The sequence below is a fragment of the Streptomyces sp. NPDC054932 genome (assembly GCF_053610205.1).
The window spans coordinates 1-12,193 of record NZ_JBSGXU010000227.1 but is presented as its reverse complement, the minus strand read 5'-3'; the positions used below and the strand labels follow the sequence as shown (position 1 = coordinate 12,193).

At 72.7% G+C, this 12,193-nt stretch carries 12 protein-coding genes; 7 read left to right on the top strand and 5 right to left on the bottom strand.

Going from position 1 to position 12,193, the window contains the following annotated elements:
• Nucleotides 1-95: 95 nt before the first annotated feature.
• Complete coding sequence (locus ACWGE1_RS36215; protein ID WP_453424714.1) at nucleotides 96-1,460, bottom strand: glutamine synthetase family protein; 1,365 nt, start codon at nucleotides 1,458-1,460, stop codon at nucleotides 96-98.
• Between the two features lie 77 nt (nucleotides 1,461-1,537).
• Between ACWGE1_RS36215 and ACWGE1_RS36210 the strand changes: the two genes are divergently transcribed.
• The 4 genes from ACWGE1_RS36210 (at nucleotide 1,538) to ACWGE1_RS36195 (ending at nucleotide 5,555) form a co-directional block, all read left to right on the top strand.
• Nucleotides 1,538-2,284 carry a FadR/GntR family transcriptional regulator gene (locus ACWGE1_RS36210; protein ID WP_453424713.1) on the top strand — a complete coding sequence of 249 codons (747 nt, stop codon included), beginning with the start codon at nucleotides 1,538-1,540 and terminating at the stop codon, nucleotides 2,282-2,284.
• A 120-nt stretch (nucleotides 2,285-2,404) separates the two neighbouring features.
• Entirely contained in the window at nucleotides 2,405-3,883 is a 1,479-nt protein-coding gene (gene eat / locus ACWGE1_RS36205) for an ethanolamine permease (RefSeq protein WP_453424712.1), read from the top strand.
• A gap of 44 nt (nucleotides 3,884-3,927) precedes the next feature.
• A complete protein-coding gene (locus ACWGE1_RS36200) occupies nucleotides 3,928-4,635 on the top strand; it encodes a gamma-glutamyl-gamma-aminobutyrate hydrolase family protein (protein WP_453424711.1) in 708 nt (235 codons plus the stop codon).
• Nucleotides 4,636-4,745: 110 nt separating this feature from the next.
• Complete coding sequence (locus ACWGE1_RS36195; RefSeq protein ID WP_453424710.1) at nucleotides 4,746-5,555, top strand: hypothetical protein; 810 nt, start codon at nucleotides 4,746-4,748, stop codon at nucleotides 5,553-5,555.
• Nucleotides 5,556-5,590: 35 nt separating this feature from the next.
• On the opposite strand, the gene ACWGE1_RS36190 is transcribed toward ACWGE1_RS36195, so the two are convergent.
• Both ACWGE1_RS36190 and ACWGE1_RS36185 read right to left on the bottom strand, forming a co-directional pair.
• Entirely contained in the window at nucleotides 5,591-5,941 is a 351-nt protein-coding gene (locus tag ACWGE1_RS36190; protein WP_453424709.1) for a hypothetical protein, read from the bottom strand.
• Between the two features lie 122 nt (nucleotides 5,942-6,063).
• Nucleotides 6,064-6,987: a LysR family transcriptional regulator gene (locus ACWGE1_RS36185; protein ID WP_453424708.1), complete on the bottom strand. Its 924-nt coding sequence runs from the start codon at nucleotides 6,985-6,987 to the stop codon at nucleotides 6,064-6,066.
• A gap of 70 nt (nucleotides 6,988-7,057) precedes the next feature.
• Here ACWGE1_RS36185 and ACWGE1_RS36180 point away from each other — a divergent pair, with 70 nt between their 5' ends.
• Complete coding sequence (locus ACWGE1_RS36180) at nucleotides 7,058-8,176, top strand: TDT family transporter (protein WP_453424707.1); 1,119 nt, start codon at nucleotides 7,058-7,060, stop codon at nucleotides 8,174-8,176.
• Nucleotides 8,177-8,689: 513 nt separating this feature from the next.
• Here ACWGE1_RS36180 and ACWGE1_RS36175 read toward each other — a convergent pair.
• Both ACWGE1_RS36175 and ACWGE1_RS36170 read right to left on the bottom strand, forming a co-directional pair.
• The gene (locus tag ACWGE1_RS36175; protein WP_453424706.1) at nucleotides 8,690-9,409 is read right to left on the bottom strand and encodes a helical backbone metal receptor; all 720 of its coding nucleotides are present in this window, start codon (nucleotides 9,407-9,409) and stop codon (nucleotides 8,690-8,692) included.
• 5 nt (nucleotides 9,410-9,414) lie between these two features.
• Nucleotides 9,415-9,963, bottom strand: a complete 549-nt coding sequence (locus tag ACWGE1_RS36170) for a helix-turn-helix domain-containing protein (protein ID WP_453424716.1) — start codon at nucleotides 9,961-9,963, stop codon at nucleotides 9,415-9,417.
• A gap of 310 nt (nucleotides 9,964-10,273) precedes the next feature.
• Here ACWGE1_RS36170 and ACWGE1_RS36165 point away from each other — a divergent pair, with 310 nt between their 5' ends.
• Nucleotides 10,274-11,179: a 5'-3' exonuclease gene (locus tag ACWGE1_RS36165; protein WP_453424715.1), complete on the top strand. Its 906-nt coding sequence runs from the start codon at nucleotides 10,274-10,276 to the stop codon at nucleotides 11,177-11,179.
• A gap of 48 nt (nucleotides 11,180-11,227) precedes the next feature.
• Complete coding sequence (locus tag ACWGE1_RS36160; protein ID WP_453424705.1) at nucleotides 11,228-12,067, top strand: siderophore-interacting protein; 840 nt, start codon at nucleotides 11,228-11,230, stop codon at nucleotides 12,065-12,067.
• The last annotated feature ends 126 nt before the right edge of the window (nucleotides 12,068-12,193 follow it).

Here is a 12,193-nt window from a genome sequence, read left to right as displayed (position 1 = left end):
GGACGAGGGCGACGGTTTCCTCGGTGGCCGGATTCAAAACTTCCAGCGCATCGGACACGTGGTGCCTCTCAGGTTCGGTTCAGGGGTGTGCGGGGCTACAGGCGTTCGAAGGAGCGGCGCAGCTCCCAGTCGGTCACCGCGGAGTCGTACGCGTCGAGTTCCACGCGGGCCATGTTCCGGTAGTGCGCGACCACTTCGGGGCCGAAGGCCGCCTTGGCGATCTCGCTGTTCTCCCAGAGCTCGGCGGCCTCGCGCAGGGTGGCGGGGACGTGTGCGTAATCGGCGGTGTAGGCGTTCCCGCCGCAGGCCTCGGGGAGCTCCAGGCGGTTCTCGATGCCGTAGAGCCCGGCCGCGACCAGGCCGGCGACGGCGAGGTACGGGTTGACGTCGCCGCCGGGGAGCCGGTTCTCGAAGCGCATGGAGCGGCCGTGGCCGACGACCCGCAGCGCACAGGTCCGGTTGTCCACGCCCCAGGCGACGGCGGTCGGTGCGAAGGATCCCGGCCGGAAACGCTTGTACGAGTTGATGTTGGGGGCGTAGAGAAGGGAGAAGTCGCGCAGCGCGGCCAGCTGGCCGGCCAGGAAGTGCCGCATCACCGGTGACATTCCGCCCGGGCCGTCCCCGGCCATCGCGTTGCGTCCGTCGGTGTCGGCCAGCGAGAGGTGGATGTGACAGGAGTTGCCCTCGCGCTCGTCGAACTTGGCCATGAAGGTGAGCGAGACACCTTCCTGGGAGGCGATCTCCTTGGCTCCGGTCTTGTAGACGGAGTGCTGGTCGCAGGTGGTCAGCGCCTCGTCGTAGCGGAAGGCGATCTCGTGCTGGCCGAGGTTGCACTCCCCCTTGGCCGACTCGACGATCAGGCCCGCGGCCTGCATCTCGTTGCGGATCCGGCGCAGCAGTGGTTCGATGCGGCCGGTCCCGAGGACGGAGTAGTCGATGTTGTACTGGTTCGCGGGGGTCAGGCCGCGGTAGCCGGAGTTCCAGGCCTGCTCGTAGGTGTCCTGGAAGACCATGAACTCCAGCTCGGTGCCGACCATCGCGGTGTACCCGGCGTCGGCGAGGCGTTCCAGCTGGCGGCGCAGGATCTGCCGGGGCGCGGCGACGACGGGCGAGCCGTCGTTCCAGGCGAGGTCGGCGAGGAGGAAGACGCTGCCGGGGTTCCAGGGGATGCGGCGCAGGGTGGCGAGGTCCGGGTGCATGGCGAAGTCGCCGTAGCCCCGGTCCCAGGAGGACATCTCGTAGCCGTCGACGGTGTTCATGTCGGTATCGACGGCGAGGAGGTAGTTGCAGCCCTCGGTACCGTGCTCGAGGACCTCGTCGAGGAAGAACTGTGCGGCGAACCGCTTGCCCTGGAGCCGCCCCTGCATGTCGGGGAAGGCCAGGACGACTGTGTCGATCTCACCGCTGGCGACGAGGGAGCGGAGCTCCTCGGGCGCGAGCGGCGGCTTGCGGTCTACCACTGGAATCTCTCCTTCGGTGAGCCGAGGAGCCCTAAGGTATTGAATAGAACCATTGCTTGGGAAGGGGAGGAGCCGAGATGACCGATACGGCGAGCGAAGGCGACGCGATCGCGCGACTGAATCCCGTGCTGCGACAGGTGCGGGCGGGCAACGGTTTCGAGGAGGCACTGGAGCAGATCCTCCAGGTGGTCCGCCTGGGCCTGGTGCCGGGCGGCGAGCGACTCCCGCCCGAGCGCGAACTGGCCGAGCGGATGGGGATCAGCCGGGTCACCCTGCGCGAGGTGCTGAAGGTCCTGCAGGACCAGGGCCTGGTGGAGGCCCGACGCGGGCGGTACGGCGGAACGTTTGTGCTGCCCCGCCCCGACACCCCGGCCGGCGGCGCCGAGGAGGAGCTGCGCCGGCGCGTCGCAGGCGTGGACATCGAGGACGCCCTGCGGTTCCGCGAGGTCCTGGAGGTGGGGGCGGCCGGACTGTGCGCCTCGCAGGGGCTGCCCGAGGGCGGCGCCGAACGGCTGCTCGGCGCCCTGGCCGCCACCCACGACGCCCCGCTCGCCGACTACCGCCGCCAGGACACGCTCTTCCACCTCACCCTGTCCGAGCTCGCCGGGTCCGCCACGCTGACGGCCCAGTACGCGGCCGTCCGGGCCACCGTGAACGACCTGCTGGACTGCATCCCGCTGCTCGTGCGGAACCTGGAGCACTCCCAGCAGCAGCACAGCACCCTGGTCGAGGCGGTACTGGCGGGCGACGCGGCCGGGGCCCGCGAGACCATGCGCGAGCACTGCTGCGGCACGGCGGCGCTGCTGCGGGGCTTCCTGGCCTGAGCACCCGAGGGGGCGGCCGGGAGGTTTTCGTAACTTCTGTTTAACGCAGAGGTCTTGCGCACTCCACTCCACTAAGGCAAAGGTACGCCCCACAACCATTGCCCTAGGCAGGAGCGCACGATGGCCGACGACATCGAGGCACGGCTCGCCGCCGTACCCGCACCCACCCATTCCCCCGACGGCGGCGACAGCCCCGACGAATACCTCGCGCGCCGGACGCTGCGCCGCGGCAGCGCCGGCTGGCTCCTCCTCACCGGCCTCGGCGTCGCCTACGTCGTCTCCGGAGACTTCTCCGGCTGGAACGTCGGCCTCGACAAGGGCGGCTTCGGCGGCCTCGCCATCGCCACCGTCCTCATGGGCGCGATGTACGCCTGCCTGGTCTTCTCGCTCGCCGAACTGTCCACCATCCTGCCGACGGCGGGCGGCGGCTACGGCTTCGCCCGCCGCGCGCTGGGCCCCTGGGGCGGCTTCCTCACGGGCACCGCCATCCTCATCGAGTACATCCTGGCCCCCGCCGCGATCGTCATCTTCATCGGCGACTACGTCGAGTCCCTCGGCCTCTTCGGCCTCACCTCCAGCTGGCCGGTCTACCTCGGCTGTTTCGTCATCTTCATCGGCGTCCACCTCTGGGGCGTCGGCGAGGCACTGCGCTTCAGCCTCGTCGTCACCGCCATCGCCGTCGCCGCGCTGCTGATCTTCGCGGTGGGGGCCTTCACCGAGTTCGACGCCGACGGGCTCAACAACATCCCCGTCGACCCGGAGGCCTTCGGCTCGAACTCCTGGCTGCCGCTGGGCCTGCTCGGCATCTGGGCGGCGTTCCCCTTCGGCATGTGGTTCTTCCTCGGCGTGGAAGGCGTACCGCTCGCCGCCGAGGAGGCCAAGGACCCGGTCCGCTCCATGCCGAAGGCCCTCTCGATCTCCATGGGCATCCTCGCCCTCCTCGCGCTGATCACCTTCTTCGCCGCGACCGGCGCCCAGGGCGCCGACGCCGTCAAGGCCGCCGGCAATCCGCTGGTCGTGGCCCTGGAGGGGGACGGCGGCCCGACCGCGCTGAGCCGCTTCGTGAACTACGCGGGCCTGGCCGGCCTGGTGGCCTCCTTCTTCTCCCTCATCTACGCGGGCTCGCGCCAGCTCTTCGCCCTCTCCCGGGCCGGTTACCTGCCCCGCTTCCTCTCCCTCACCTCGAAGCGCAAGGCCCCGTACCTCGGTCTCGTCATCCCCGGCGCGATCGGCTTCGCCCTCGCCGCGGCCACCGGCGACGGCGCCCGCATGCTCAACATCGCGGTGTTCGGCGCCACCATCTCCTACGCCCTGATGGCCCTCTCGCACATCGTGCTGCGCCGCCGGGAGCCGGACCTGGAGCGCCCGTACCGTACCCCGGGCGGCATCCTGACCTCCTCGGTGGCCTTCGCACTCGCCCTGTCGGCCCTGGTCGCCACCTTCCTGGTGGACAAGGACGCCGCATTCATCGCCCTGGCCGTGTACGCCGTCGCCCTCGCCTACTTCGCGATCTACAGTCGGCACCACCTGGTGGCCTCGGCCCCGGAGGAGGAGTTCGCGGCTCTGGCGGAAGCCGAGGCGGAACTGACCCGCGACTGAAACCCTGTTGCTGCCCTGCTCTGCCCCACTTGGAGGTAACGAACGTGCCCAGGCCGCTCATCGGCATCACCACCTACGTCGAGGATTCCACCCGCTACGGGGTGTGGGACCTCCCGACATCCCTCGTACCGACCGGGTACTACGAACTCGTCCAGGCGGCGGGCGGCGCGGCCGTGCTGCTCCCGCCGGACGAACCCGGATCGGCGGCGGAGGTGCTGAGCCGGGTGGACGGCCTGGTCGTCGCGGGCGGGCCGGACCTGGACCCGCTCCACTACGGTGCCGCGCGCGACTCCCGTACGGGCGCCCCCGCCACGGTCCGCGACCACTGGGAACTGGCCCTGATCGCCGCCGCGCTGGAGGCGGAGATGCCCGTGCTGGGCATCTGCCGCGGCATGCAGGCACTGAACGTGGCCCTGGGCGGCACGCTGATCCAGCACATCGACGGCCACTTCGAGACGCCGGGCGCCACCTCCTGGCACCCGGTCCGTCCCGTGCCGGGGACCCGGTACGCGGAGCTCGTCCCGGAGGAGGCGCAGGTCCCGACCTACCACCACCAGGCCGTCGACCGACTGGGCCGCGGCCTGGTCGTCTCGGCCCACGCGGTCGACGGCACGGTGGAGGCGATCGAACTGCCCGACCCGCAGCAGTGGGTCCTGGGCGTCCAGTGGCATCCCGAACGGGACAAGGACACACGGGTGATGTCCGCCCTGGTCGAGGCGGCCTCGGTCCGCACCGCGGTACCGGTCGGCTGACGCACGGACGCGCCGCCCTCCCCCTCGGACCCGACGGACCGAGGGGGAGGGCGTACGCCGTGCCCGGTGCCCGAATGGCCGCTCCCACGCGGCGCGCGCACGCTGGAAGGATGCGGAGCGAGGCACAGGGCAAGGCATCCGGCCCGGTGGCCGGGTTCCTGGAGAACCCGATCGTCGGAATGGCGCCGTGGATCATCTTCTCGCTGCTGGTCGGCCCGGGGCGGTTCGAGCTCGCGGTCGTACTGGCACTGGCCGCGGCCGTCGCGCTGATCGTGGTGAGCCGCCTGGTCAACCGGGGCACGTCCTGGAAGCTGCTGGAACTCGCCGACGTGGTGTTCTTCGCATCCATGGCCGTCGTCGGACTCCTGGCGAGCGAGGGCACACGACGCTGGCTGGAGACGTACGCCGGCGAGGTCTCCAACATCGCCCTGGCCGTGATCGCCTTCGGCTCGATGGCCGTGCGGATGCCCTTCACCCTCCAGTACGCCCGCGAGCAGGTCGATCCGTCGCTCTGGCACACCCGGGGCTTCCTGCGCACCAACTACATGATCACGGGGGCGTGGGGCGTCGCGTTCCTGGTGGCGGCCGCCGCGGGCGCCTACGGGGACCTCGTCCTGCACAACCCCAACAACATCTGGACCGGCTGGATCATCCAGATCCTGGCGATCGTCGCCGCCCTGAAGTTCACCGTCTGGTACCCGGACGTCGTCCGCGCCCGCGCCGCCCGCGCGGCCGCCGGGATGGAACCGGAGCCGACGAACTGGGCCGGACTGCTGCTGCCGCTGGCGGGCCTGCTGGTGCCGATCGGGATCGCCGTCCTGATCTTCGACAACATGTGGTGGCTGGGCGTCGCCCTGATCGTCGCGGGTTCGCTCCTGACGAAGACCCTCGGGTCGCGGAGCGGCCAGGAATCCACCTGACGGCCTCCGCGACCGGTCCCCGGGCGCGGCGCCGGTCAGCTGCTGAAGACCACCGACCGCAGCTCCAGCCGCTCCGAACCGCGGCCGACGAACGGCCGCAGCGTGAAGGAGTCGCCCTGGCAGTCGGGTTCGGTGAACACCGTGGCCGTCGCGTCGGTCCGGTTGCGCGGCGAGTGGGCCGGTGCGCTGGCGCCCGGGTCCTGCACCTCCGGCAGGGTGAAGCACTCACGGCCGACCGGGTTCTCGATGACCCCGACCTGTGGCCTGCCGTCGAGGCCGGCGTACGTGTAGCGGAACTCGCCCGTCGCGGCCGAGGCCGGGGTCGGTACGGTCAGCAGGAGCGTGAAGGCGCCGCAGGCGGCGGCGACGGCGTTGCGAAGTCGCATCGGGTGTTCTCCTCGGAGAGCCGGAAGGTGCAGGCACCACCTTTCCCGCAGGGTCCCGGCCCGGTCACCGGTCGGCCACCGCCGAATCGATCCCTCCTCGCCCGATCGGCCCAGCCGGCCTACTAGATGCGGCGGTGGGTGAGCGACAGCAGGTCGCGGGCCGGGCCCGCCGGGCGCGAGCCCGCAGGCCAGACCGCCCGCAGGGCCCGGCCCAGCCCCGCACCCGAGACCGGAACCTCCACCAGCCGCCGCGCGCCCAGTTCGTCCCCGACCGCCAGCTCCGACAGTACGCACGGTCCCGCGCCGCTCAGCGCCGCCGCCTTCACCGCGGTGGTCGACGCCAGTTCCAGCAGCGGTGCGGCCAGCCCGCCGGCCGAGGCCAGTGCGGCGTCGAGGACCTGCCGGGTCCCGGATCCCCGCTCGCGCAGGATCAGCGGGGTCGAGGCCAGCTCCGCCGCCTCCACCCCCCGGGTGCGGCGCGCCCACGGGTGGCCCGGGGCCACCGCCACCACCAGGCGGTCCTGTGCGATCACCGCCGAGTCCAGGCCCTCCGGCACGGTCAGCCCCTCCACGAAGCCGAGGTCGGCCTCGTGCGCGAGAACCCGCTCGGCGACCACCGCCGAGTTCCCGGCGTGCAGCGACACGGCCGTGTCCGGCCGCTGCCCGCGCAGCGCGATCAGCCAGCCCGGGAGCAGGTACTCGGCGATGGTCATGCTGGCCGCCACCCGCAGCCGCGAGTCCCGCCGCCCGCGCAGCGCCTGTGCCCCCGCGTCGAAGGCCTCGGCCGCCTCGACCACCCGCCGGGCCCAGTCCGTGACGAGCGCGCCCTCGGCCGTCAGCGTCGAACCCCGCGGGGAGCGGTCCACCAGGGCCACGCCGAGCCGGGTCTCCATGGCCCGGATCCGGCTGCTCGCGGCGGGCTGGGTGATGCCCAGCCGCCGGGCCGCGCCGCTCAGGCTGCCGACCCGCGCGACCGCGAGCAGCAGTTCCAGCGCGCCCAGGTCAGGTACCCGGTGCGCCAGCGGAACCCACTCCTCATTACCCATAACGTCAGTTTATGGCCTCATAGGAAGATGACCTCTGCCGCCCTCCCCGACCCGGCAGCAGGCTGGAGTCATGGCCACCACCCTCGTGCGACCCCGCACCCACACCACACCCGCAGTCCGGGCCCACAAGGCCCCCGCGCTGCGGCACCTCGGCCCCAATTGGTACGCCTGCGTCATGGGCACGGCGATCGTCGCCAACGCCGGCTCGACCCTCCCGCTCCAGCTCCCGGGCCAGCGCGTGGCCTGCCAGCTCGTCTGGGCGCTGTCCGCCGTCCTCCTCGCCGTCCTGCTCACGGCCCGCGCCGGGCACTGGCTCCACCACCGCGACCAGGCCCGCGCCCATCTCCTCGACCCGGCCGTCGCCCCCTTCTACGGCTGCCTCTCGATGGCGCTGCTCGCCGTCGGCGGCGGCACCCTCATCGTCGGCAAGGACATCATCGGGACCGGCGCCGCCGTCGCCGTGGACGCCGTGCTCTTCACCGCCGGTACCGCGATCGGCCTGGTCATGGCCGTGGCCGTGCCCTACCTGATGGTCGTACGGCACAAGGTCGAGCCCGGGCAGGCCACCCCCGTCTGGCTGCTCCCCCTCGTCGCACCCATGGTCTCCGCCGCCCTGGGCCCGCTGCTGATACCGCACCTGCCCGCCGGCCAGCCCCGCGAGACCCTGCTGCTCGCCTGCTACGCCATGTTCGGCATCAGCCTGCTCGCCACCCTGCTGATGCTCCCCCTGATCCTCGGCCGGCTGATCGTGGGCGGCCCCCTCCCGCTGGCCCTGACCCCGACCCTGTTCCTGGTCCTCGGCCCCCTCGGGCAGTCCACCACCGCCGTGAACCAGCTCGCCGACGTCGCCCCCCAGTCGATCGACGGCACCTACGCGGGCGCGCTGGGCGCCTTCGCCGTGGTCTACGGGGTCCCGGTGATGGGCTTCGCCCTGCTGTGGCTGGCCCTGGCCGCGGCCATGCTGGTCCGGGCGGCGCGGGGCGGGATGGGCTTCGCGATGACCTGGTGGGCCCTGACCTTCCCCGTCGGCACCTGCGTCACCGGCGCCGCCGGCCTGGCCCACCACACCGGCCTGACGGCCTACGCCTGGCTCGCCACCGCCCTCTTCCTGGCCCTGCTGACCGCCTGGCTGCTGGCGGCGGCCCACACCCTGCGGGGCCTGCTCTCGGGCCGACTGCTCGCCGGCTAGCCCTCGGACGGGGCGGGTTCGATTCGCGGTGCGGGCCGCTGCGCGGTGCGGGCCGGTACGCGGTGCCGCGGAGGGGTGTCTCCTCGGCTCGCGCCTGCGGCAGGATCGGCCCGTACGGCCTGGGTTGCGCGCTCGTCCTGCGGGGACGCCCCTCCCCGTCCCCGCTCCCCCTCCGCGAGCCGAGTTCCGGGGGGATCCGACCCGGTCCGCAGCATCCCGGTACGGGCCGAGTTCCCGTTCGCCGCACGGGCCGGGCTTCCGTTCGTCGTACGGGCCGGGGTTCCGTTCGCCGTACGGGTCGGAGCCCGGGCGTGGGGTGGGGACACGGCGGAGTGTCCCCGCAGGACGAGCGCGCAACCCAGGTGGTACGGCTGGGCCCCGGCCGCACGCGCGAGCCGAGGAGACACTCCGGCGGGGCGCCACCCCACACCACCGGCCCGCACCGAAACACCCCGCACAGAACGCGCACCCCGGCACGGACCCCCGGCACGGACCCCCGGCACGGACCCCCGGTCAGCGCGCCGCGCGCAGGGCCTCCACCAGTACCTCCGGCGCCCCCGCCAGCGAGGGTCCGTACCAGGTCAGGTGCCGGCCGTCGACCAGGGCGGCCGGCAGGCCCGGGAATGCCTCCGGGCCGTCCTCATCGGTGAAGCGGTACGGCTCGTCCGGCAGCACCACCAGATCGCAGCCGGCCGCCGCGAGTTCCTCCACGCGAACCCGGGGATACCGCTCCGGGTGCCCGGCGTACACGTTGCGGACCCCGAGCCGCGCCAGCAGGTCCCCGGCGAAGGTGTCCCGGCCCAGCACCATCCACGGCCGCCGCCAGATCGGCACGAAGGCGGTGCGCGCCGACAGCGGCTCCACCCGGCCCCACGCGCGCTCCGCGTCCGCCAGCCACCCGGGCCTCGTCAGCCCCAGCGCCCCCACCAGCACCCGGTCCAGCTCCCGCAGCGCCTGCGGCAGGTCCCGGACCTCGGTGACCAGCACCTCCACCCCGGCCGCGCGCAGCGCCGCCAGGTCGGGGGCCCGGTTCTCCTCCTCGTTGGCGATGACCAGGTCCGGCCGGAGCTCCGCGATCGCCGCCACGTCGGGGTTCTTCGTCCCCCCGATGCGCACCGCGCCCCCGAGGTCCCCGGGGTGCGTGCACCAGTCCGTGACCCCGACCAGCAGCCCCGGCGCGCTCACGGCCACCGCCTCGGTCAGCGAGGGCACCAGCGAGACGACCCGCCGCACGCCGCTCAGTGTCCCGGCGACGGGGGCTCGGAGGTCGCGTGGATGTGCTCGCCCACCGCGACGACCAGGATCCGGGTGTCCTCGGTGACCGCCCGCCAGCGGTGGCGCACGCCTCCCGACAGGAACAGCGCGTCCCCGCTCTCCAGCCGGTACGCCCGCCCCTCCGCCTCCACCTGGCAGGCGCCCTCGACCACGTACATCAGTTCGTCGTTGCGGTGCTGGTACTCGCGTCCGGCGTCCTGGTCCCCGGTGAACTCCATCGCGTGCAGCTGGTGGTGCCCGCGCACCAGGGGCCGTACGCCCAGGAGCGGGGTCAGCGCGGAGGCGTCGCCGGCCCGTACGAGGTCCACCGTGCGCGCGGTGTCGGAGGCCGCCAGCAGTTCGACGGCCGTGGTCTCCAGCGCGTCCGCGACCCGCTCCAGGGACCGCATGCTGGGCCGGGCCCGCTCGTTCTCTATCTGGCTCAGGAAGGGCACCGACAGGCCGCTGCGCGCCGACACGGCGGCCAGCGTGAGGTGGAGCGCCCGGCGCCGCTTGCGCACGGCCACGCCCACCCGGAGCGGCTCCTTGCCGTCCTTGTCCTTGCTCTTGTCGTCCCTGCCGTTCAGCTCGGCGCTCAGTCCGTCCGTGCCATCGGTGCCGTCGGTGCCGTCCCTGTCGTTCATGTCGGGGCTGCCCTCCCCATGTCTGTCGCACATCGGTGTGCTGTAAGCACCTTACGCAGCAACCGCCCCCGGTTTCGCGTGCACGGGTCTTCCCGTACACGCGCACTCACTGTCCGTCGATGCGCGGGGGGTTCCGGCGGCCGCAACGACCCCCGGGGCGCGTTGCGGCATCATCGACTCCGTGACGACACGACGCCTGATGCTCCTGGACACCGCCTCCCTCTACTACCGCGCGTACTTCGGTGTGCCGGACTCGGTCAAGGCCCCCGACGGCACCCCGGTCAACGCCGTGCGCGGCCTGCTCGACTTCATCGGCCGGCTCGTCCAGGACCACCGGCCGGACGATCTCGTGGCGTGCATGGACGCCGACTGGCGGCCGCACTGGCGGGTCGAACTGATCCCCTCGTACAAGGCGCACCGGGTCGCCGAGGAGACGGAGACGGGACCCGACGTCGAGGAGACCCCGGACACCCTCGCCCCGCAGGTGCCGATCATCGAGGCGGCGCTGGACGCCTTCGGCATCGCCCGGGTCGGGGTCGCCGGGTACGAGGCGGACGACGTGATCGGCACGCTCACGGCCCGCGCGAGCGGCCCGGTGGACATCGTCACCGGCGACCGGGACCTGTACCAGCTCGTGGACGATGCGCGGCAGCGCCGGGTGCTGTACCCGCTCAAGGGCGTGGGCACCCTGCAGGTGACGGACGAGGCGTGGCTCCGCGAGAAGTACGGGGTGGACGGCCCCGGTTACGCGGATCTGGCGCTGCTGCGCGGCGACCCGAGCGACGGCCTGCCGGGCGTTCCCGGCATCGGCGAGAAGACGGCCGCCAAACTCCTCGACGCCTACGGCACCCTGGCCGGAATCATCGCTGCGGTCGACGACCCGAAGTCGAAATTGACTCCGACCCAGCGCAAGCGGCTGGACGAGTCCCGGCCGTACCTGGCGGTGGCGCCGAAGGTGGTCCAGGTGGCCTCCGACGTGCCGCTTCCGGCGTTCGACCCGGCCCTTCCGACGGCTCCGGCACAACCCGAACTGGTGGATGCGCTAGCCCATCGGTGGGCTCTGGGGGGCGCTGTCGCTCGCCTGAGCAGCGTGCTGCGCCCATGAAGTGATAACTTAGGTAAGGCTAAGTTTCATGGAGTCAGGGGAGTCACCGTGGCAGAAGGACGCGCCCGCACCGTCGGCACCGCCGTCGTCGTACGCACCGAGCGGCTTTCGCCGCACATGGTGCGCCTCGTGCTGGGCGGTGAGGGCCTCCGGGAGTTCGGCGTGGGCGAGTACACCGACCATTACGTCAAGCTGCTGTTCGCACCGATGGGCGTCAGCTACCCCGCGCCGTGGGACCTGGAGCAGATCCGCGCCGACTTCCCCCGGGCCCAGTGGCCGCGCCAGCGCGCGTACACGGTCCGCAGCTGGGACCCCTCGCACCTGGAGCTGACCCTCGACTTCGTAGTCCACGGCGACGAGGGCCTCGCGGGCCCCTGGGCGGCGCGGGTCCAGCCGGGTGAGCTCGTGCGCTTCCTGGGGCCGGGCGGCGCCTACGCCCCGGACCCGGTGGCCGGCTGGCACCTCCTGGTGGGCGACGAGAGCGCCCTTCCGGCGATCGCCGCCGCGATGGAGCGGATGCCGGCGGGTGCGCAGGTCCACGCCGTCGTGGAGATCGACGGGCCGGACGACGAGCTGAAGATCGCCACCCCGGACGGCATCGTCCCGATCTGGCTGCACCGCGGCGACCGCCCGGTCGGCGAGGCCCTGGTGGAGGCCGTCACCTCCATGGAGTTCCCCTCGGCGGACGTCCACGCCTTCGTCCACGGCGAGGCCGGCTTCGTCAAGGATCTGCGCCGCCACCTCCGTCTGGAGCGCGGCGTCCCGCGCGAGCGGCTGTCGATCTCGGGCTACTGGCGCCTGGGCGAGACGGACGAGGGCTGGCGCGCGATCAAGCGCGACTGGAACGCCTCGGTCGAGGCCGAACAGGAACACCGCGCCGCTGCCTAAAGGTTTCCCCCACGTCGGCGGGCCCGTCCCCGCCGGCGCTCTCCTTCAAGCCCCGCCGGCGTTTGAGGCGCGGGGGTCCGGGGGCTGCGCCCCCGGCAACGGCGCCGCACACGCCCACCGCCGGAC